The 22,753-nt window shown below is 30.2% G+C and carries 18 protein-coding genes and 3 tRNA genes; 5 read left to right on the top strand and 16 right to left on the bottom strand.

Annotation, left to right across the window (positions count from 1 at the left end; translation table 11 throughout):
* The first annotated feature begins 37 nt into the window (after positions 1–37).
* Together rbfA and HXZ74_RS13855 are read left to right on the top strand one after the other, a co-directional pair.
* On the top strand, positions 38–397 hold the full coding sequence (gene rbfA / locus HXZ74_RS13860) for a 30S ribosome-binding factor RbfA (RefSeq protein ID WP_038334637.1): 360 nt from the start codon (positions 38–40) through the stop codon (positions 395–397).
* Positions 397–1,581 carry an ABC transporter permease gene (locus tag HXZ74_RS13855; RefSeq protein ID WP_125349036.1) on the top strand — a complete coding sequence of 395 codons (1,185 nt, stop codon included), beginning with the start codon at positions 397–399 and terminating at the stop codon, positions 1,579–1,581. Before rbfA ends, HXZ74_RS13855 begins: the two co-directional genes overlap by 1 nt.
* Before the next feature lie 54 nt (positions 1,582–1,635).
* Here HXZ74_RS13855 and HXZ74_RS13850 read toward each other — a convergent pair whose 3' ends face one another.
* The 9 genes from HXZ74_RS13850 to guaA all read right to left on the bottom strand — a co-directional run bounded on the left by HXZ74_RS13850 (position 1,636) and on the right by guaA (position 8,609).
* Complete coding sequence (locus HXZ74_RS13850) at positions 1,636–3,462, bottom strand: BamA/TamA family outer membrane protein (protein WP_280062923.1); 1,827 nt, start codon at positions 3,460–3,462, stop codon at positions 1,636–1,638.
* Positions 3,463–3,470: 8 nt separating this feature from the next.
* Entirely contained in the window at positions 3,471–4,028 is a 558-nt protein-coding gene (locus HXZ74_RS13845) for a C40 family peptidase (protein ID WP_280062921.1), read from the bottom strand.
* A gap of 44 nt (positions 4,029–4,072) precedes the next feature.
* Positions 4,073–4,615 (bottom strand): RNA polymerase sigma factor, encoded by a 543-nt coding sequence (locus tag HXZ74_RS13840; protein ID WP_286475889.1) that lies wholly within the window; start codon positions 4,613–4,615, stop codon positions 4,073–4,075.
* 81 nt (positions 4,616–4,696) lie between these two features.
* Positions 4,697–4,767: transfer RNA gene (locus HXZ74_RS13835), tRNA-Gln, on the bottom strand.
* A 40-nt stretch (positions 4,768–4,807) separates the two neighbouring features.
* Positions 4,808–4,878, bottom strand: a tRNA-Gln gene (locus HXZ74_RS13830).
* 92 nt (positions 4,879–4,970) lie between these two features.
* A tRNA-Gln gene (locus HXZ74_RS13825) sits at positions 4,971–5,041 on the bottom strand.
* Between the two features lie 145 nt (positions 5,042–5,186).
* A complete protein-coding gene (locus tag HXZ74_RS13820) occupies positions 5,187–6,359 on the bottom strand; it encodes a hypothetical protein (RefSeq protein WP_280062918.1) in 1,173 nt (390 codons plus the stop codon).
* A gap of 74 nt (positions 6,360–6,433) precedes the next feature.
* Positions 6,434–7,003 carry a xanthine phosphoribosyltransferase gene (gene xpt / locus HXZ74_RS13815; protein WP_286475886.1) on the bottom strand — a complete coding sequence of 190 codons (570 nt, stop codon included), beginning with the start codon at positions 7,001–7,003 and terminating at the stop codon, positions 6,434–6,436.
* Between the two features lie 73 nt (positions 7,004–7,076).
* A complete protein-coding gene (guaA, locus tag HXZ74_RS13810; protein WP_286475884.1) occupies positions 7,077–8,609 on the bottom strand; it encodes a glutamine-hydrolyzing GMP synthase in 1,533 nt (510 codons plus the stop codon).
* A gap of 169 nt (positions 8,610–8,778) precedes the next feature.
* Here guaA and HXZ74_RS13805 point away from each other — a divergent pair, with 169 nt between their 5' ends.
* Together HXZ74_RS13805 and HXZ74_RS13800 are read left to right on the top strand one after the other, a co-directional pair.
* The gene (locus HXZ74_RS13805) at positions 8,779–9,534 is read left to right on the top strand and encodes a glycerophosphodiester phosphodiesterase (protein WP_286475882.1); all 756 of its coding nucleotides are present in this window, start codon (positions 8,779–8,781) and stop codon (positions 9,532–9,534) included.
* Positions 9,535–9,567: 33 nt separating this feature from the next.
* Positions 9,568–10,050, top strand: a complete 483-nt coding sequence (locus HXZ74_RS13800) for an N-acetyltransferase (RefSeq protein ID WP_286475880.1) — start codon at positions 9,568–9,570, stop codon at positions 10,048–10,050.
* A gap of 44 nt (positions 10,051–10,094) precedes the next feature.
* Here the strand turns inward: HXZ74_RS13800 and mtgA are convergent, their stop codons facing one another.
* Together mtgA and HXZ74_RS13790 are read right to left on the bottom strand one after the other, a co-directional pair.
* Positions 10,095–10,766 carry a monofunctional biosynthetic peptidoglycan transglycosylase gene (gene mtgA, locus HXZ74_RS13795; protein WP_115001288.1) on the bottom strand — a complete coding sequence of 224 codons (672 nt, stop codon included), beginning with the start codon at positions 10,764–10,766 and terminating at the stop codon, positions 10,095–10,097.
* A gap of 62 nt (positions 10,767–10,828) precedes the next feature.
* A complete protein-coding gene (locus tag HXZ74_RS13790) occupies positions 10,829–13,141 on the bottom strand; it encodes an outer membrane beta-barrel family protein (protein ID WP_286475878.1) in 2,313 nt (770 codons plus the stop codon).
* A 229-nt stretch (positions 13,142–13,370) separates the two neighbouring features.
* On the opposite strand from HXZ74_RS13790, the gene HXZ74_RS13785 reads away from it, so the two are divergent.
* Positions 13,371–14,834: a helix-turn-helix domain-containing protein gene (locus HXZ74_RS13785; RefSeq protein WP_286475877.1), complete on the top strand. Its 1,464-nt coding sequence runs from the start codon at positions 13,371–13,373 to the stop codon at positions 14,832–14,834.
* A 670-nt stretch (positions 14,835–15,504) separates the two neighbouring features.
* Here HXZ74_RS13785 and HXZ74_RS13780 read toward each other — a convergent pair.
* The 5 genes from HXZ74_RS13780 to HXZ74_RS13760 are packed head-to-tail and all read right to left on the bottom strand — an operon-like array spanning position 15,505 to position 22,752.
* Positions 15,505–16,443, bottom strand: a complete 939-nt coding sequence (locus HXZ74_RS13780; RefSeq protein ID WP_115001292.1) for a hypothetical protein — start codon at positions 16,441–16,443, stop codon at positions 15,505–15,507.
* On the bottom strand, positions 16,433–19,750 hold the full coding sequence (locus HXZ74_RS13775; RefSeq protein WP_286475875.1) for a hypothetical protein: 3,318 nt from the start codon (positions 19,748–19,750) through the stop codon (positions 16,433–16,435). Before HXZ74_RS13775 ends, HXZ74_RS13780 begins: the two co-directional genes overlap by 11 nt.
* The gene (locus HXZ74_RS13770) at positions 19,747–20,382 is read right to left on the bottom strand and encodes a chromosome partition protein MukE (RefSeq protein ID WP_286475873.1); all 636 of its coding nucleotides are present in this window, start codon (positions 20,380–20,382) and stop codon (positions 19,747–19,749) included. Before HXZ74_RS13770 ends, HXZ74_RS13775 begins: the two co-directional genes overlap by 4 nt.
* A 4-nt stretch (positions 20,383–20,386) precedes the next feature.
* The gene (locus tag HXZ74_RS13765) at positions 20,387–21,724 is read right to left on the bottom strand and encodes a V-type ATP synthase subunit I domain-containing protein (RefSeq protein WP_286475871.1); all 1,338 of its coding nucleotides are present in this window, start codon (positions 21,722–21,724) and stop codon (positions 20,387–20,389) included.
* 2 nt (positions 21,725–21,726) lie between these two features.
* The gene (locus tag HXZ74_RS13760) at positions 21,727–22,752 is read right to left on the bottom strand and encodes a hypothetical protein (protein ID WP_286475869.1); all 1,026 of its coding nucleotides are present in this window, start codon (positions 22,750–22,752) and stop codon (positions 21,727–21,729) included.
* Between the last annotated feature and the right edge of the window lies 1 nt (position 22,753).

The following is a 22,753-nucleotide window of genomic DNA, read 5'->3' as shown; positions in this document are numbered from 1 at the left end:
ATGCAGTAATTTTACGGTCTTATAAAAATGAATAGAATTGGATAGCAATAGACAACAAAAAGTAAGTAAATTATTTCAAGAAGAATTAGCAGAAGCTTTTAGAAAATGGGCTGTAAAGGAATTCCCTGGAAATTTGATTAGTGTTACAGAAGTAAAAGTAACACCAGATTTAAGCGTTTCTAAAATCTATGTAAGTATTTTTCCAAGTACTCAAAAAGACGAAATTTTCAAAGAAATTAGAGTTAATACACCATTATTTAGAGGAATTTTATCAAAAAGCGCTTCTAAACAAATGCGTATTACACCAGAATTAATTTTCATTTTAGATAATTCATTAGACGAAATGGATAAAATCGACAAAGCGCTAAGAGGAGAAGGAAATAATCCAATCTTATAATGAGAAACATTTCACTTTACATTGCGAAACGCTACATTTTTTCGAAAACGAATACAAACGCTGTAAACATTATTACATCGATTGCTGTTGGTGCTATTTTGGTTGCTACAGCGGCTTTGTTCATTATTTTATCCGTTTTTTCGGGATTAGAAAAAATGAATTTAAAGTATTATAGCAATGTAAATCCTGAAATTAAAATTTCTCCTTCGAAAGGAAAAGTATTAGATAGTTTAACATTTGTTGTGGATCAATTGAAGCAACAAAAAGATGTCAAAGCTTTTTCTAAAATCATCGAAGAAAAAGTCTACATCGATTACAAAGGAAAGCAAGATATTGCCTATTTGAAAGGTGTTGACGAAAATTTTACCAAAGTTACGCGTTTAGATACGGTGATTTATGGTGGACAATATTTAGATTTTAATCGCGATGATAATTTTATTGTTTCGAATGGAATTGCAGAGCGTTTGCAACTTTATATCGATCCGATAACGCCAGCAGATTTGATGATGCCAAAAGCTGGAACAGGTTTAATAAAACAAGAAAGTGATGCTTTTACACGCAAAGATGCGTACAGCGTTGGCGTGTTTATTTTGAACGAACAATACGACAAACACGTCTTTACGACTTTAGGTTTGGCGCAAGAATTATTGTTGTTAAATGAAAATCAATGTTATTCAATTGAGGTAAAAACAACTGGAAAAAAATCGTTTAACGAAGTGAAAATTCAACTTCAAAAAGCATTAGGTTCTCATTATAAAATCGAAACTAGACAAGATTTAGATTCAGCTTTCTTGAAAGTAATGAATATGGAAAATTTAATCAGTTATTTGATTTTCACGTTAGTCATTATCATTGCATGTTTCAATTTGGCAGGAACAATTATTATCTTGATTTTGGATAAAAAGAAAGAAATTCAGACGATGTATAGTTTTGGATTATCACGAAAAAACATTCGTAATATTTTCTTCCAAACTGGTTTTATTATCACCTTTATTGCGATGACAACAGGTTTATTAATCGCCTCTGTTATTGGATTATTACAAATAGATTTTGGTTTGGTTATGGCTTCGCCAACTGTTCCGTTTCCATTTATCTTTTCTGTCGAAAACTTTGTTGCAGTTATTGTAACTGTTTTAGGTTTGGGAAGCTTGGTTTCGTGGATTGTTTCCAGACAAGTGAAATAAAAAATATTAAGACATAAAAAAAGCTTGAAGAAATCTTCAAGCTTTTTTTATATCTTAATCCCACCTATTCCAACGAATATAATTTGGTTTTGAGAAGTCGAAATCCATCATTTGGTAATCTCTATTATCGATCAAATTTGTCTTGATTAGATTATCGCCTTGTCCAGGAATTGAAGGATAGTACGACAATGAAAACCTGATATTATTAAACACAAAATAATCATTTGTCAACATCACACCCAAACTAAAACGCGAATAAATTGGATTATTATTCAGTATAAATTTTTTGTTATCTCCAATTGCCGCAACCATCGCATTGAAAAATGGCGAAATACGAAATCCTAAAAACTCGTAAGGCGTATAAGATTGCAATTGATACTCGAACATTAATTTCTGTTGACCTGTTAACCCTCTATCCGATTTGAAACCTTCCATTCCCAAATAATCATGTTCATGAAGCGAAAGTTGATCCGCAGGAGAATCTAAACGATCATGTCCCAAAAGATAATTAGTTTTCATGAAATTTCTAAACTTCCATTTTCCCCAACTTATCAATTTTGCCATATATTGTAATTCTACAGACAGCGTTTTTTGTTCAAATTTTCCTTTATTAAAAAATCCTCCAAATTCAACTCCAAATCCCCAAAAACCAGTATTCAGAAAACCTCCAGTAGATGCTTTTCCACCGAGATAATAACGATCAGTTTGACGAATATTTTGAATACCTCCTATAATTCCCAATGATTTTCCTATCGCAATATCTTCTTCAATATCATAATTGAAAATATATTTTGTTTTGATATATCGTTTCGAAGAAATTCCTATCCCTACTAAATAATTCGTTTGGTCAGAAAAAAAGTTCACAGGATCGTTTTCTGGAGTTGGTGTTTCGGTATAAGATCGATCATAAAATCTCCCTGAGACAATAAAATTGGTAATATTTTCTGAATGACCATCATCAATTCTAAACGCTCTTGCCAACCAATAATCTTGGTAATTATATTTGAAATGATTATCAACCAAAATAGGTTTTTCGAAGTCTAATGAATCTTTAAAATACACTTGTCCAACCGAAACTCCACCCGCATAATGCGCTAATGGCGAATAAAAAGGTCGTACAAAACTGATTGATTTTGTATAATGATTGTCTTCATTTTTGAAATAACGTACATTCCCAATAATTCGAGTTTGAGCAATATTTGGAACCGTATAATTGAATTGATACAACGAATTTCCTGTTTTGTAATTGTGACGATAACGATTATCAAACACATGTCCCAAACCTAAAAAATTTCGCTCACGAATGCGAATCCCAGCTTTCGAGCTCGAAACCGAACCTGTGATAAACATACTCCACGAATCAATTGAATTGACATACAAATCAACCGAATCATTTCCCACAGCTTCTTCCTTAATCTCTACTCGACGAATAGAACGATTGGTACGAATCAAACGCTCGGATTCCGCTGCCTTAACAGAATCATATCTATCTCCAGGCTTTAACAACATATTTTGGCGCAACACAAATTTTTTGGATTTTCCATGCAATGTATTTCCAGCTCTTTCAATCCATCTTGTCGGTTTTTTTGTCGTATCCTGCAAAGAATATCCAAACGGATCTTGTGTTTTGTAGTAAATATTTCGAATGATTTTACCTTGATATTTTCCATCATCCACATCATTATTGGGCTGAATAGGAAAACTCGTTGGTTTTTTCTTAAATAATAATTTTTGATAAAATTTTCTAAACTTAGAATGATTTTTATTCTCAATTCTAACAGTATCAATTTTTACACTATCTTCTTGAGCATTAACAACTATGGATAAACTAAAAAATAGTAATCCTAGAAAAGTTAATAATATAGTTCTTTTTTTAAGCACACGTCAAGTTATAAAAGTCTAACCGCTTTTACAAATCTAGTTTTCCAATAATTTTCGTCAAGGGAAGAAATGATAACACCTTTTGAAGTAGATGAATGCACAAAACTGATTGAACCATCATGATTAATACTTTCTACAATACCTACATGAGAAATTGAATTCCCCGAAGTATTAAAAAATATCAAATCTCCAATCTTTACATTTTCAATCGTAATTTCTTTTCCATATTCTGCCTGATCGCTCGAACGACGAGGTAATTCTAAATTCATTTCTTTAAAACTTATATATACCAATCCCGAACAATCGAAGCCTGTTTTCGTAATTCCACCATATTTATAAGGTGTTCCTAAGTAAGATTTTGCCGTTTTTAGAATTCTATTTACATCACGAGGCGCACTATCATCAGCATTTTTAGAACGAAAAACCTCTGTAGATTCTGTTTTTTTGGAAGAAGTGTACACTTTTTTAGAACCAGTTTTTTTATACGAAGTTACTTTGCTGCTTCCACAAGACGTCAAGAATAAACTTGCGATAAGAATTGTTGTAAGGTATATTTGCTTCTTCATTTTCGGTTCGGTTTTCTTCAACAAATTTTCAACGAATAAATTTACTAAATATTATCTTGCATCACCTCTGTTAACAATTGTTTGGCTCTTAAAAGTCGAACTTTAACATTTGGCAAGGTCAAATTGAGTTCATCAGCAATCTCTTTGTATGTTTTATCTTCGATATAACGCAATTCGATAATTTTTTGATAAGGTTCTCTCAATTTTGCAATAGCTTTTATCAGCGTGTCATTATCTTGTTTTAAAATCAAATGTTCTTCTGGCGAGGGATGATCTTCTAAAATTTCTAAAAATTTTGTTTCATCATCAAGAGAAATATTCAGTTTTGGAGATTTTCTGATATGATCAATCATCGTGTTATGCGCGATAGAAATCACCCAAGTCGTAAAGTCAAAATCTTCGTTATATAATTTTAATTTTGTAAAAACTTTCGTAAACGTTTCAATAGCGATATCTTCGGCTTCTTCCTCGTTTCTGATTTTAGAAAAAACATAATGATAAACTTTGTTCCACAAAACCTCTATCACTGCGTTCTGAGCATTTCGTTTCCCTTTTTTAGCTTCTAAAATTATGTTTTCTAATGTCATTTACTAACTCAATTATGATAAATATAACAAAATTTATAGTATAAAAAAAGCTTCAATAAAATTATTGAAGCTTAAAATCTGTAGACCCACAGGGATTCGAACCCCAACTAGCGGCACCAAAAACCGATGTGCTACCGTTACACCATGGGTCTGTCCATGATTATTATGTTAAAAATTGAAAAGAAAAAATTGTAGACCCACAGGGATTCGAACCCCAACTAGCGGCACCAAAAACCGATGTGCTACCGTTACACCATGGGTCTGACTAAATTTTATTTCAATTTTTGCAACTTTCTTCTTAACTAAGTTAGATAAAAATGCCTCAACAATTGCTTATCGAGGCATAAGACTTTTGTAGACCCACAGGGATTCGAACCCCAACTAGCGGCACCAAAAACCGATGTGCTACCGTTACACCATGGGTCTATGTCTTAATTGCTGTGCAAATATAGAAAGGTTTTTTAATTCACCAAAACTAATTTTACAAGTTTTTAGCTAAAACAGACGTTTTATATGATAAGCTATTGAAAATGAATTTTAAAAAATGATTAAATTTTTTACATTTTTTTTATCAAAGCTTCATACGGATGATTTCGTTCTTGAATTTGCGTTTCAAATCTTGTCCACAATCAAAAATCATTTGCTCATTTGATGGAAATGGAGCTGGTCTTCGACCAATCATATTTATATAATCTCGATCCAAAGAACGTCGATCTCCTTTGTAAGTTCCGTAAGAGTCTCTAAAAATATATTGACTAACTAAATTTTTAGAATCGATGGCTTGCTCTTTTTGATTATCGATCAAATAATATCTCGCTGTAATTGCAGCTTCTTTGATGCGTTGTACTTCTTCGAATCTACTTTTTACCGTAATATAACGATCTACCATCACTGGTTTTCCGTCTTTATCCTTTACCACTACTCCATTTTGCACCAATTCTTCTTTACCATCCACAATTTTTTTCTCAAAATTATGTACCTCAATTTTTTCTCTTTCAGGCGAAACATTTATCGTCTCAAAACTTAATTGAATCACATAATCATACGAGCTATTTAGTTTTCCAGTGTAAAATTCAGTCCAATTAGAATCCAATCCATATGAGTTAAAATCTAACAAATCTTTCTCTAGTAGTTTAGGAATAACAACTTCTGTGTTGTTCACCAATTGTACCAAAACTTTATACATTCCGTTTGTACGAGCGGTATTCATCAAACTACGAGTATCTTTATAATTAGAATAAACACTTTCTAAAACTTGAAACTTTTGATAGGCAGTTTGCGCATTCAATTTTCCTCCTTGATTTAAAAAAGATTTTCCTTCATCGTACAAAAATTGCGCATATTTTTCTTGAATCGTTTTATAAGCTGCTGAATAATCTTTGGTTTTGAAATTATACGTTTTTCCACTAATCGATCTTCCATCAATTCCTGCTATCGTTTTTTGTCTTTCTTGCAAACGATTAATAATTTGATACGCTTCTTGATATTTAGAAGGATTAGTCAACGTTTCGATTTGTTTTAATCTATTTTCATCTTCTTGCTGTCCTTTGTTATACGCTTCAAAAATTAATGGAACATATTTGATTCCATTTTTCTCTGATGGATTTTTGAAATAAGCTTGCGTAGATTGCTCAAAAGCTTGCTGAAAATTACCAGAAACCAATGCAGAATTCGCAGATTTGTACGAATTACAATTTGTAAGGAATAGTAAAGAGAGCGTTAAAGCAAGTAATTTTATTTTCATATTATCAAGGTAAGTTTTTTGTATTTTAAAAGTAAAAAGAAAGCCAATATAAATTGGCTTTTGGTTGATATTTTTTATTCTTCAAAAATAATTGAGTTGTCTCCTAAAGATTTTAATCTTACTAATGATTCAACTCTGATGTTTTCATTCAGTAAACGATCACGTCCTTCTTGAAATGATTTCTCAATTATAAAACCCATTCCCAAAAGGTTTGCGCCAGATTGTTTTATCAAATCTTCAACACCCAACGCTGCATTTCCGTTCGCTAAAAAATCATCAATAAAAATAACATTATCATTTTCATTCAGAAATTGACTACTTACGCAAACATCGTACGTTCGGTCTTTCGTGAATGAATATACTTGCGACGCATAAAAATCTGCCATTGTTTTAGGCTTAGCTTTTTTCACAAAAACAACAGGCAAATTCAATTCTAATCCAACCATAATCGCTGGTGCAATGCCGCTCGCTTCAATTGTAATGATTTTATTAATGTTTAAATCCGAAAATCGATGGACAAATTCCGCCGCGATTGCTTTCATCAGAACAGGATCCATTTGGTGGTTGATAAAACTATCAACTTTTAGAATTCCACCATCGAAACTTTTTCCATCCTTCAGAATTCTTTCTTTTAAAAGTTCCATTTAATATTTAGTTTTTTAAAGTTTACATAGAAAAAAAGCCAGCACATTGGCTGGCTTTGATATATTTTTTAGCTTATTCCCACTCGATAGTTGCTGGTGGTTTTGAGCTGATATCGTAGGCTACACGGTTAATTCCTTTTACCTCATTGATAATTCTGTTCGAAACTAATTCTAAGAATTCGTAAGGTAATTTTGACCAAGTTGCTGTCATAAAATCGATCGTATTTGCAGAACGAACAACCGCTGTATATTCGTATGTACGCTCGTCTCCCATTACTCCAACAGATTTTACAGGTAATAAAACCACGAAAGCTTGAGAAACCTCGTCGTATAAATTATGTGCATAAAGCTCGTCAATAAAAATTTGATCGGCTTCTTGTAAAATACGTACTTTTTCTTCGTCAACTTCACCTAAAACACGGATTCCTAAACCTGGTCCTGGGAATGGATGACGGTAAACTAACTCGCGAGGAATACCTAATTCTACTCCAACTTTACGAACTTCATCTTTGAATAATTCGCGTAATGGTTCTAATAATTGAAGTTTCATATCTTCTGGTAATCCACCAACATTGTGGTGAGATTTGATAGTTGCAGAAGGTCCTTTTACAGATTGCGATTCGATTACATCTGGATAAATAGTTCCTTGCGCTAAGAATGCTGCATCTTCAAATTTATTTGATTCTTCATCAAAAACAGCCACGAAATCTTTACCAATTGATTTACGTTTTGCTTCTGGTTCGTCGATACCTTTCAAGTTTGTTAAGAAACGTTCTGAAGCATCTACCATTTTAATGTTCATGTTGAAGTGTTTTCCGTAATTTTCCATTACTTTTTTTCCTTCATCTTTTCTCAATAAACCAGTATCAACAAAAATACATGTTAATTGATCGCCAATTGCACGATGAATCAAAACCGCAGCAACAGAAGAATCAACACCTCCAGAAAGTCCTAAAATAACTTTTTTATCACCAACTACTTCTTTTATACGAGTAATTTCTGTTTCGATAAAATCTTTTAAAACCCAATTCTTTTCAGCCTGACAAATATTGAAAACAAAGTTTTCTAACATTATTGAACCATATTCTGAATGAGTTACTTCTGGGTGAAATTGTACCGCAAAAATCTTTTTATCTTCATTTGCGATTGCCGCAATATCTATGTTTGATTTTCCTGAAATTGTAAATCCTGTTGGCGCTGTCATCACTTCGTCGAAGTGGCTCATCCAAACTGTAGATTGTTCTGGAACACCTGCAAATAAACTGTTTTGAGCTAAAACTGTTAATTCAGATTTTCCATATTCACCTTTTTCACCTTTCTTAACTTCTCCGCCTAATAAGTGCGAAATCAATTGCATTCCGTAGCAAATTCCTAAAACAGGAACGCCCATTTCGAATAATTCTTTATCTACCAAAGCGGCTTCATCTCCAAAAACTGAAGAAGGTCCTCCTGATAAAATAATTCCTTTTGGATTGTGTTTTTTGATTTCTTCGATCGAAGTGTTGTAGGGAATAATTTCTGTGTAAACTCCAAATTCTCGAATTCGGCGCGCGATTAATTGATTGTATTGCGAGCCAAAATCTAAAATAATAATTCCTTGCGTCATTGTGTTTGTCTTTGTGCAAAATTAAGTGAAATTCGGCGCAATCGCAATTTTATTCCAGTCAAAATTTACTGCTTTTCGACAGATTCTTTTATAAATTCAACTTCTTAATCTTTAGGTAACGTCAAAATCCTTTAAACAAAATAATTTTACTTCGAAAAAACAATTCATCATGAAAAAATTTATATTTACTGCCTTAACAACTTTTATGCTTACGAATATGGCAAATGCTCAAAAAATTATTGCTCATCGCGGTTATTGGGACACCGAAAATAATGCGAAAAATTCGATCAAATCATTAAAATCTGCACAAGAAATTGGTGCTTATGGTTCTGAATTTGACGTATTAATTAGCGCTGATGATGTTTTGATGGTAAATCATGATGATAATTTTCAAGGTCATGCAATAGAAATGACTAATTCTTCGATTTTGAAAACCTTGAAATTGGCTAACAACGAAAATATGCCAACTTTAGAAGAATATTTTGAACAAGGAAAAAAGAATAAGAAAGTTAAATTAATTTTCGAATTAAAACCTCACTCATCAAAAGAAAATGAAAATCGTGCAGTTAAAAAAGCAATTGAAATCATCAAAAAACATAAAGTAGAAAAACAAGTTGAAATCATTTCATTTAGTCAAAATATTTGTGATGAATTCAAGAAATTAGCACCAGAATTTCACGTTTCTTATTTAGCTGGAGATTTGTCTCCTCAAGAAGTAAAAGCGAGAAATTGGAATGGAATTGATTATCATTATAGCGTTTTTCAGAAAAATCCTACTTGGGTGAAAGAAGCGAAAGATTTGGGCTTATTGGTTAATGTTTGGACAGTTAACGACCCAAAAGTGATGCAAGAAATGATTGATATGAAAGCTGATTATATTACAACTGATAAACCTTTGATTTTAAAAGAAATTTTGACTAAATAAATTAGTATATTTAGCGGAATAAGAAATCATTTTATGCCTCAACTTAACTCATTCGAAATCTATTCATTTACAACATTAAACCAAATTCATAAAGACTATATTTTTAAAATTTGGAACAACGAATATCCTATTAATTTGGCTTTTGAGAGTTTACAGGACACCGAAAATTATTTGAATAGTTTGATTGAAGCTAAACATTTTTTTGCTGTAGATGAAAACAATCAAATGCGAGCTTGGGCAGTGATTTTCGAAAGAGATTATGAAAAATGGTTTGCAATAATTGTGGATAGCGAATTGCATCAAATTGGTTTGGGGCGTAAAATTCTTAATCGATTAAAAACATTTTCTACAGAACTAAATGGTTGGGTGATTGACCACGAAAAAGATACTAAAGCGAATGGAGAGCCTTATCGTTCTCCGTTGGCTTTTTACATGAAAAACGATTTCAATTTACTTCCTGAAACTCGTTTGGAATTAGATAAAATTTCTGCGGTTAAAATTAATTGGAGAGAGTAATAAAAACAAAAAAAGAGAAGCTTAATCAACTTCTCTTTTCTATTTTATTCTCCTAAAACCTTTTCCAAATCAGTGCTTCCTTGTATATTTCGCATTTGTCGCTCGATATGATTAGCACGTCTACTGATAAAAGACGAAGGCGGATTCACATTATATTTTCGTGGCAAAGGTAAAGCTGCTGCAATACGAGCCGCTTCATTTTTGGTTAAATCTTTAGCTGGCTTATTAAAATAATATTCGGAAGCTGCTTCAACACCAAAAACACCAATTCCCATTTCAGAAGTGTTCAAATACATTTCTAAAATACGTTGTTTGCCCCAAATTTTTTCGATCATAAACGTAAAATAAACTTCCAATCCTTTTCTCAACCAAGAACGACCTTGCCACAAAAACACATTTTTCGCGACTTGTTGAGAAATCGTAGAACCTCCACGAAGTTTTTTACCTTCTTTATTCTTTTCAATCGCTTCCTGTATTCCATCCATATCAAATCCATTGTGCACAGGAAATTTTTGATCTTCGGAACCAATTACAGCCAATTTTATATTTCGTCCCATTTCGTCATAGGAAATATAATCGCGCTTAAATTTTCCTTGTTCAAAACCTTGCTGAACTTGCGTAATCGTGAACGGCGGATTAATCCACTTTAACACAACAATGTATACAAGATGAGCTACAAAAAGATAAAGTATAACCTTACGAATAAATTTAAACATTTTATTTCTTTAAATTATGAAAGCAAAGTTATACGATTTATTGAATTTTGGAAATAAAAGTATTACCTAATTCTCCCTTCCTCTTCATTTACTTTATTCTCTTTTGAGATAGTTTTATTTAAACGACCAAAATTATATTTAACACCAACTGATAGTTCTTGATAGTCGACTAAAAATAGGTTTTTAGAACTAATTTTATCATAATTTAATGTTTCGCTAAATTTCATTTGCTTGAATAAATCATTTAAACGAATAGAAAAATCAAGGTTTTTGTATGATTTGGTCAATCCAAGGTTAACGATAACTTGAGAATTTCGATAATAAATCCCTTCTATTCGTTTGCTTAACCAATATCCATCAACCATAAAATTGAAATCTTTTCCCAATTTGAAATTATGATTAGAGTATAAATAGATATACGGAACAGATTTTTTAAGAACAGCTTTTTCATCAATTATTTTACTATAAATCATAGCTAAACTAATTTGTGTTGACCAAAATTTATATTCGAACGGAACATCCAAGCCAACAGAAAAATTCTCTTCTTTTTCGAAATTAACCGTTGTAAATGTTGAAATATTTCGTTCATCATCATAAATTAACGTATAATTCATCGGATTTTTACTTTGATAATACGTCATATTCATGTTCCATTTTTTTAATGAATAATTCGCAGAAAATGTGTCGGTGTAAGTAGGTAAAATATTAAAATTCCCGCTGTATTCAATATAAGGACTTCCGTATAAATTCCCTGAAGAAAGGGTGCTGTAATTCGGTCTATCAATCGTACGTTTGTAATAAATTGTCAACGCATCTTTATTCTCAAAAGTGTAATTAATTTCTGCATTCGGAAACCAATCGATGTATTTTTTATCAATATCCGAAAGTTGTTTTATTTCATCAAAACCGTTAGAATTGGTCGTTTCTGTTCTTAATCCAACTTTATAATTCCATTTTTCATAGTTTTTTGTGTATTGCAAATAGGCTGCAAGATTCAGTTCTTTGAAGTTGTAAAGAAATTTTTCTGATGGTTTTTGAGGAAAGAACGTTTGATTAGTTGTTTCTGATTTTGCATGCGTAAAACGTCCTCCAAATTCAATCTTTTGATCAGATTCAAACTTTTTCTCAACATCAAATTTTCCAGCAAAAACCTTAAGACGATATTTTTGATAGCGCGATTGATTGTATTCGATATCATTTTCATTTATCTTATTGTAAAAATCATATATCGTTCCTGTGTTATAAATCGTGTATTGCAAACCTGCTAAAATACTTGCGTCAATTGATTGAATATTTTTATTATAATTCACCAAAGTATTCACAAAATTTCGATGATTTTCATTATCATTTAAGGTTAAAATAGATTGATTTTCATTGTTTTCTGAATATTCTGTTTTGGTATCAATCAAACCTTTATCTTTTCTGAAATTCGAATTAATAGCAAATGAAAGATAATCTCCAGATTCATTTAATTCTTGAAAAAAGCTTGTATTTACAATAAAATGCGGACGCTTTGTTTGCGATTTTATGAAATAATTGGACTGAATATTTTTATCTTTTACTCGATAATCGAATCCATTTCCTTCCCAAGGATTTAGTTGATTATAAGATGCATTCAATTTAAATTCACTTTTGTTTTTACGAATTTGAAAAGTCGAATTGAAATAATTATTGAACTTTCTTTTGAACGATAATGTTTCCTGTAAAGAGAATTTTAAACCTTCTTTTTTACTTTTTTTAAGGTTAATTTTTACGACAGATCTTCCATTTGCTTCATATTTTGCAGATGGATTTTTGATGATTTCAATCGATTTTATATCCTCAATTGCTAAACTTGAAATGGTAGAAAAATCAACTTGTTGATCGTCCAAATACAACAAAGGATTTCCTTTTCCAATAATTGTCAATGTTTCTTGATCTGCGCCCAACATGACGCTTGGTAATTTTGAAAATAATTCTTTGGTTGTAGCAAGTTTATTAAAATTTGAATTAGCGACATCAATAGTATAATTGCCATTTTCTATTTTGAAAGTTTCCTTTTTTCCATTGATTACAACTTCATTAATTTGTACAGTTTCATCAATATTTAAGTGAAATGTTTTATTTTCGTTCAAATAAAAAGGTTCTTCATCTTGAATTTTATTGTCATAAATAACTGAAATTGAATAAGTTTTTGGTTCTAAATTTTCAAAGTTAAAATTTGAATTTTTAGTTTCAATTGTTTGAATAACATTTTGAAATTCATCGTATAAAATAACTTTTGCGTGAATTGTTTTTGATTTATTTTCTGATGAAATATTTCCTGTAATCGAATATTTTTCTTGTGCAAAAGCAAAAGAACTAATCAAAATGAGAATTAATTGTAAAAATTTCATAATATAATTGTGTTGATTATTGTTTTACTTACATTTAGAGGAAGTAAAATTTTTGTTTGAACAATTTTAATTTATATTTTTAAATGTTTTTTATCAACTTGGTGTCAAATGATAATTGTTTACAATGTTATTCAAATTAAAGAAATACAATATGTTACGTTTTATAATTTCAGAAAATAGGTTTCTTAAATTTATCACAGTTATTCTATTCATATTCAGTTCAATAAATATGTTTGGAAAAACACAAAATGATAAAGCTGAATTTTTGCGTCAAAAAAATAATGATTTGGTTGAAGAAAATCTTCGAATTATTGATTCTACGATTTCAACAGCTTATCGATTGAATGATAAAGTTGTGTTGAGTGAAGCTTATATCGAAAAAGGAAATTATTTTTTGGAGCAGCGTAATTACAATAATGCTTTGAAAAATTTTACTATTTCAAAGGAATTATCAACTGAAATAAAAGATGATTTTACATTTTATTCTTCGCTTGTTGGAATTGCTAAAACAAAGGAAAACTTACATGAAACAAAGGAATCTATAGTCTTGTACGAAACTTCTTTACCTTATTTCGAAAAGCATAAAGAGCAACCAAAATCGTTCAGCATTTATCTCTCAATTCTTGGGAAATTGTCTTATTTATATAGCAAAACAAATCATCTGAACAAAAGTGATTATTACAATAAAATTGAATTATCTGAAACGGTTGATACAGCAAATTATCAATATGCATTGAAGAATAAGGGAATTATTGATTTCTACAAAAAAGATTATAATTCAGCATTTAATACATTGAAAAAAGCGCAACAAACTTTCTGGAAGCAAAATGATATTAAATGGTATGTGATTTCGGAGCAATTTTTAGGTGAAATTTTATATCAACAAAAGCGAAATAAAGAAGCAATTCAATATTTTGAAAATGTTGTAGAATTCTCAAAACAATATAAAATTCTTGATGAAGAATTGCGACTTTCTTATGAAAGAGTGGTTGAATATAATGAGAAGTATGGAAATAATCGAGATAAATTATTATCTGTTAATAATTTATTGTCTTTTGATAGTTTATTTTATGTGGCTGATCATACTGTTTTGAAACCAAATCTTGAGAAATATGAAAATACATTCTTGAAAACTGAAAGAAATTTATTGAAAGAAAAGAATCAAAACTTTAAAAAAACTTCATTTTTTGGTTTGGTTGCAATTCTAATTTTTGGTGGAATTGTTTTTTATAAAATGAATCAAAAACATCAAAAAAAGAAGAATTATTTACAAAAATGTCTTGATGAAATAACGATACTTGAAGCAAATATCAAGGAAGAAAATCAAGTAGAAAAAACAAAATTTGAGGTTGAAATTGATGAAGATTTCGAACAAAGTTTGCAATTATTTGAAGAACAGAAGTTGTTTCTAAATCCAAAATTTTCGTTGAATGACTTGGTTCTAGAATTAAATGCTAATCGTACAATTGTGTCAAATTATATTAATCGTTCGAGATCTAAAAATTTTAATCAATATATCAACGAATTGAGAATTAATCATCTTTTGAAACGATTTGCAGATGAACCAAATCTCAAAAAATACACAATTGATGCGTTGGCAGAAGAAACAGGTTTCAATTCGAGAAAGACTTTTTCGGATGCATTCTTAGAACATACAGGTTTTCGTCCGTCAAATTATATCAAGTTTTTATAATAAACATGAAGTAAGTAAGAACATTACTCAAAACTATACACAAAAAAAAGAGATTCTAAATGATAGAATCCCTTTCAGCGGGCTGACAGGTACTTCAGTCGAACATTTGATGTCGCTTTTGACGTTTTTAAATAAACTTTAATTTTTAGATTTTCAAAAAATAATTATATAAAATATAATGAAGAAAATGATATGATTTAAAAATAAATAAAAAATGGTACTCTTTGTCTTCCAAAGGTACCATTTGTCTTAAGCGGGCTGACAGGTACTTCAGTCGAACCTTTAATGTTATTTTTGACGTTTTTAAATAAAATTTGATTTTCAGATTTTTAATCTATAAAATATAGAGAAGATAAATGATATGATTCAAGAATAAATAAAAAATGGTACTCTTTGTCTTCCAAAGGTACCATTTGTCTTAAGCGGGCTGAAAGGTACTTCTGTCGAACACTTGATGTTGTTTTTGAAGTTTTTGGATAAGTTGTAATATCAAATTTTAAAAATAATTCTATAAAATATAATGAAGAAAATGATATGATTTAAGAATAAATAAAAATGGTACACTTTGTTATCCAAAGGTACCATTTGTCTTTTCGTAGACTAAATGATACTTCTATCGAACACTTAATACCTCTTTTGACGTTTTTAGATAGAATAAAGTAAATCATATTTAATGAATCTTGCTCTCCATGTTGGATAATAATTCAATAAGATCCATCGTCTCTTCTTCAATCCATTCTTTTCTTCTTATAAGGTATTCAATTATTTTCTTTGCGTCACTTGAGTATAAGTCATAGTCCAAATTTGAAAAGTTCTTTGTGTAAACCCAATCACTTTTATGATTTGGAGATTTTACTGATTTAGAAAAATCAGTACTTGTGGGAATTAATAATTCTATATCAGGAATAATGTTTTTAACCCTTTGGAATATTCTTAAGCCATCATAATCCCAATCACAAGAGTAAAATATAGGCAAATAAATTTTTGGAAGATGATTAAGCTTCTCAATATTATTTCCTCCAGCATACCACAATTCAATATTATTTTCTCTGGCGATCCAGGGAAGTAATAAGAAATCTAGGTTTTCGCATAAAACTATACATTTAGGATTTGGGCAGTTAATGACAAATTTATACTGTTGATTTTTAGGATCTTTTTCCGGAAATTCTTTTAAACCTAATAATTTTAAAACAGCAGTTTCCAATCCCGGATTTTTATCCAAATGTTTTGCTCCTGAATCCTTGAAAAATACTGCTGAAAATTTTTTTCTTGAATATTGATCCTGTAATATCTGATTTTTCTGTTCTTTTATGAACATAAGGGACAAAATATCTCGTTCACTATAATTGGATTGATCGGTAATTACATCTTCTTCTATTAAAAAGGAAAGAAAATAGCTGTAATTAGTTTTTAGCTCTGATTCATAAATTTTTTTGAAACCAATACCTTCTTCTAAAATATCAGGTTTTCCTATCTGAGGTTGCAGGTAGTCATTATCCAAGAGATATTTAACATAAGGGTGATCTTTTATTTTATTCTTTGTAAAACCTTGCTCGTATATCTGATTTAAGGCTTTATAATGTCTCCATTTCAAGTTCTTATTCATCATTGCTTTCTAAAAAATAATTATGAATATTTTCATCAATTCCTTCTTCTGTAAATTGAGCAAACGGAACTCCATTTATCTTCAGGTTTTCATCCTCGGGCTCATTTAGCATGTAAATAAAATGATTACCTTCTTCAAATTCTCCTACTGGATTTATAGACATTGATATAATTTGGTAATCTTCATTCTTCGCAATATTGGATAGCATTTCATAGTTACTGCCTAACCCTTCTGCTTCATCTACCGGCATAAAACGTATTCCCTTATTTGGTTTGTTATTTTTAGTTTGGTCTATTAAAGAAATTCGGGCAATACACAACAATGCGATTGCTGAATAAACCTGCCCTGTACTACCACTATTTTTGTTTGTTTCATTCTGTAAGCTGAAAGTTAAATGAAAATAGCTTTTAGGATTTAATAAATCTGATATTTTTGGATCTACTTTTTTACCTCCACATTGTTTGAAACACTTCAGGATGATATCTTTGAAATCAATCTCATTATCTACTACCGCGAATAAGCCTCCCGCTCTATTGGTGCTCTCCTGTCTCATTTGTTTTTTGAATTCCCGGATCCAATGTATAGGGAAATCTTTTGAAGGCTCAAGTTTGAGAACTACTTTGTAGCCACCTGTAATTCTTTTATCTTGCTCATTAAAAAATCTCTTCAGGTTATCAATTTCATGTGAGAAAGTACTAAACGTAGCTTCAACTTTATTAAAAACATCAATTAACATCTGTACTTTACGGTCACCGATGACAGAGTTTTGTTCGATAATTTTATTAAGTTTTTCCTCAACTTCAGTAGAAAACTGTTCTTTGGTTATTATAGGAGTATTAAATACCCCGGGAAGTAATGCTTTAGCTATTTTTCTCCAATCTTCTTCTCCCTCGTATCTGTATTTATCGCTTCCTTCAAAATAATTATTTATAATTGAGCTAATATCCATCCTATATTTATCATTAAGTTTATTATAGGACTGCCCTAAACTTTCTATTTTTTCCTCTGTATAATGAATTTTATTGTCGGGTATCTGGAAATTATTTATTTCAAAATCTAATAATACTTTTTTTAAACGATGTCTATTATCTCTGAATTTGTTTTTAATCTCTTTTCTTTCGGTTCTTAAATGAACCTTTAAACTAGATTTTGTTCCTGTAACATTGGCTAGGGATGAAGAAGATATGTCATTCTTTAAATCCAAAACTATATCATCAGCTATTGTACCTTCAAGGTTGAATATCTTAGCATACCTGCTTTTGTTGTTTATTGTCTCTGTAAGATCTTGTTCTATTTCTTTTATCTTTTTTGACTTTGATAAAAGATAGCTATCAATATCATTTATGCTTTTGAGTACCTTCGTTTTTACTTCAATTTCCTCAACTTTTTTATTGGATTCTTTCCACTCTTTTTCTGATAAATGGTAGTTTTTTATAATTTCTTCTTTGTCTTTATAGTGTGACAGTATTTCTTGAAATTTTTGTTCACTAATATTAAACTCTTCAATAATCTTAAACCATTCAATTTGATTATGTTTTGAGTATAATTCCAGATTTTCAGATAACCCTGATATACTATTTAATTTTTCTGAAAATTGAATTTCAGAATTTAAAAATTCAATTTGCTTTTGAGCGGAAGCATATTTTTTGGTAAAATAGTTCTTTTTATGCTCAGGATTATCTTCTTGTAAAACCTGTTTATCCGTAAACGGAATGTATTCTAATATTCCGCCTACATCCAACCAAAAACCATTTTTATCATTACTTTCATCGTCATTTTCTTTTTGAATTTTATCAAAAAATATATCAGGAAACGGAAGATATTTTAATTTAGTATTTTCAGGATGGGTAACTACTAAATGTTGTAATTTAATTAAAACGCTTTCTTCATACTTATCAAACGCTTTTTTTCTGTTTATTGCCCAATTTGCTAAAGACTTTTCATCATTGACATTTGAGAATTTTAACAAAGCTTCATTTTGTTTCAATTCATTTTTTAATTCATCAATTCGTTCATTGATGTTGTTTACTTTGTCTGATTCTTGGATAAATTTTTCGAACTTGTCTTTAATGCCTAAATCCTTTACTTTTTGTAAAAATTTATGAATTTGTTTTTTGTATTCTGTATTTTGCTGTTGTTGAGAATAATGTGTTTTTATTCTTTCGATTGAATTATCAAACTCAGGTAATAGCCCTTCAATAAAATCTATCTCTTTTTTTACACCCTTTATATGAAAGTATTTTTGTTCTATAATTTTATTTCCCTTTCTTAATTCCTTCTCTTTAGAAACGACTTCTTTCGCTTCTCTAATAGCTATTATTTCAACATTAATGTCCGATTGCTGTTTTTCTAAATCAAATTGTTTTAATATAAGATTCTCTACAATTACCTTTGAAAGCTGTTTTCTGTTTTCTTCAAGTAATATAATGTTTGTTTTTCTTTTTACCATTTCCGACATATAGCCTGCTTCAAGATATTTTTGCAGGCTTGCCAATTTGTCTTCTTCAAGTTGAATCAGATTAAAAATGGCTTCTTTTTTCTCGGTTAATTGATTTATTTGTTTTTGATAATCAAGGCTGTCGTTAATAGTGCTTTTTATACTTTCAACTCCTTTATCATAGCTGGTTTTAATTTCCTTTTCTCTGTCCTGTCCAAAAAGAAAATTTTGCAGACTTTCGTTATCAAATTTGAATCCTTTACCTCTTGAAAAAGACCGTATTATTAAGGCAAACGTTTTTAGTTTCTCGGGATTGTCTGCTAGGTCAAATGGAATAATTTCGTTATCAAATAAGAATTTATGATAATTTGATGTTTGTAAAACTTCAAGATTAAGATTTTTATTTCTTAAATGTACCTTTAAATCTTCTATCGGTAAAATTTTTTGTTCTTTTAGAAATTCTTGATGGTAAAAAGGTTTAGAGATTGAAGTAGGATTTCCCATATCATATCCCTGATGAACAATGAAAGAACGAGTAGTATTTGTTGAGCTTTCCAGATACATCCCCAATATCAAATGTTCATCTTTATCGACCGCAATATTTAAGAAAGCATATCCTTTTCCTCCTAAACCTCTGGATTTATCATTCAGAACCATACCAGAAGGTTTTCTTTTTTCTTCAATTGATTCAGTAGCTGCTTCAAAATAATATGACCCAACAAATATAAGCTGAAGTAAATCCGCAATCATACTCTTTCCTGTTCCACTATCTCCAGTAAAATCAGTGCGGAAACGATTGAAGATATAATCGTTGTTATAATGATGTATCAGGCCTATAGTAGATAAGGAATGTATGTATGGATAGCTTTTCATTGTTGATTTCTTTTTGCTGCAATTTCTTGAATGTTCATAATCTCATTCACGTAAAGCATTCTCAATCGTTCAAAAGACGGCAAAATGACAAATTGGTTATCAGTTTTAAAATATACCCAACCCAATTTTTTGAATTCACTAAAAGCATTTCTGATACTTTTTTCTAGTTCTATGTCGTCGTCACCTGTATAAATTGTAGTTTTTGTTCCTGCTAATAATTTATAAAAATCAGCTTTATATTCTTCATATTCGTCTAACATCAGCTTTTTGAATATATTCAAAGAGCTTTCTTCAGAATTAAAATCTATATTATAAACTTTGCAGACAAAAAGCCCAATTAGAATGCACTCTTCAGAAAGAAAATAACGTTGTGAAATCGCTCCTCTGTTGTTCCCTTCAAAGGACAAATAATAGAAGGTATTTAAATCTTCTCCACCTCTGTCCAAAATAACACCAAATAAGTCTTTATAATAATCATATAGGCTTGAGAAATATTTACGAACAAATAAAAAATAAGCCTCTTGGTCAGGGTGATGATATTGGATATGAACACCAGATTTTAATTCAAAATCTAACTTACCGAAAATCTCTTTGGTTTCTTCTTTTAATAAGAATTCATAATACTTCTCCATAACTTTATTTTACTTCAATATTCAAATCCCATATTCCCTGATCTGGATATTTCTCATTCGTTTGTAATTCTTTTTTTATAGATACTTTATAGTTTCTTAATTTAGAATATTTCCTAAAAAGACCTGATGCGACTTTAATTGCTATAGTTTTACTAAAAAATTGTTCCTCTTCTAGTATTTGGAAATAGTAGGGAGTAAAATTTATATTTCCATTGTCCCTGAGTTCTTTTTCCAATTTCATTAACCAAAGTCTTATTTTGTTCCGAATTAAAAAAGCATTGCTTGCCTTTTCCAATTGAATTTTTTGCTTCTCTTTGTTTTCTTTTAGTTGAACTACAGAAACAGGACTATGGTCTTTAAACCTATCGCTTTCTACAATAATAAATTTTGTTTCTGATTTATGTAATTCAGGAATCTCAATTATGGAAGGAAAGTATACTTTATTTTTAGAAGAATCTTTGGATACATATGAATTCTTTAATAGGTATTGAAGAAATTGTTCTGTATTGCGATCAAAATTACGTTGATTGATACTTGAAATAAACTGTCTAAGTTTCGGTCTGATTTTTTCGATTCGTTGGTTGATGATACTTAAATCATTATTTATTTCCTCTATAAAACTTCGTACAGATTCTTTTTGACTAATTAAATCCAGAGAATATTCATCAAAAGATAATTCAATAATGATACTTTTAATTTCTTCGGCATCAAAAAAAACATCTTTTAACTCATCAGAATGCTTTCTGACAGCCTCCAAGTTAGTATCTACTTTCCTGACAGTTTCAATAAATATTTCATCATCAGATTTCGTAGAAGCTCTGAACTCTTGGACAGCTTTTTCAACAAGCTTTAATAATGTTTCAACTTGTCTCTTTATATATGGTTTTTGATTTTGAAAGTGATGATTATACCAATATTCAAAATCATTATTGGCAATACTTGCTTTTAAAAGACTGATTAGATCCGATAAAATTTTCTCAATAATAGAGGGATTAAATTCAGGCTCTATTTTATTGCGAATACTTTCACAGAATTCTATTCCATATTGAGTGATATGATACAAATTTGTTTCTTCATTTCGGAACAAAAAATATTCCTGTAAGCCCCGATTGATAATTCTGAATCTCTCGTGTTGTGTATTTTCATAAGACTTACCCAAATCACTTGCAACTTGTTCTATGGCACTTTTAACAGCATTTTCTGTGAAACTATTAGACAAATATTTTCCAGATTTCCACTGATCATATAAGTAAATAATAACCAAGCCTGATTTCTTTTCAGGAATCAAGGGTTCATAATATTTATCTTTTTTTAGTTCGTGGTAAAAATAGAATTCAGTCATTGTTACATCTGATTTATGTCTTTTTCTATTAATTTATATCTATCCTTTATTTCTTCTCCTGAATAATAATCCAGTAAATCCTTTTTAGTAAGCGTTCCGTCTTCTAAAAATTTTCTAAGATATTGTTGGTTAAATTCCATCAGAAGAAAGGATTTCTCTAATTGTTTTAGAATAGCTTTGTTATTCTCAATGTTATTTTGAACTAAGTTTTTTATTGTTGTGATTTCGTTAATATCTTTAATGATACGATTTACAAGCATTGCAAGTAAGTCTTTATCCAATTCAACTTCTTTAGCGTTTAAAGCAATATCTCTTGCAAGCATATAGGCAATTGCCAAATTGGAGTAATCTCCCTTTTGGGAATTGATGATTGCAACAAAACCAATTCCTTGAATATAACCTACATTTTCAAAATTTTTGAGAATGGAATTATCTACCAATGAAATATCAAAAACAATTAAGCTTACTTTCCCTTCACGGTTTGCCTGAGCTTCTATTAATTGGCTCCAAGCAGTATCGGTCTTTCGTGTAAACAAATCCTTTGTTTCAATATCCCCTAAACGGACACTCTTGTCGAATTTACATTCGATAGCGATTCTGAGATCCGGGTTACCATCTATTTCACAAATGATATCGCCTGTTTTATTTTTAGGAATACTTCCTGCCGCATTTCCGGTTAAAAAAGCTCGATCTTTCAATCTTTTTTCTTGAAAATAACCGTTTAAAAACTCAGCTATTTCATCTTCTGCCAATACTCCTTTGATCGTAGATTTATAAAAGAGTTCTTTTTTCATATCAAAGATCATTTTTAGACTTTCCAGTTCTGTTCCCAGTTCATTACTGGTTTTGGAAAGAAATGCAGAGATACGGTCTTCCATAAACGCCAATACCCCGATGTAAATAGCTCGGAGTAATTTTTCATCTCTTTCTGAAGCAGGAAGATTGTCAAAATAGTTGAAAACTATTTGATTTTCGATTTCAAATTCTTTTATTTCAACTCTTCTTAATTGCTGATTTAAATTTAGCATT

This window comes from Empedobacter sp. R750, from assembly GCF_030324345.1.
GTDB classification, from domain to species: Bacteria; Bacteroidota; Bacteroidia; order Flavobacteriales; family Weeksellaceae; genus Empedobacter; species Empedobacter falsenii_C.
Note: the sequence above shows the minus strand (reverse complement) of the source record. Positions and strands in the feature narration are given on the sequence as shown.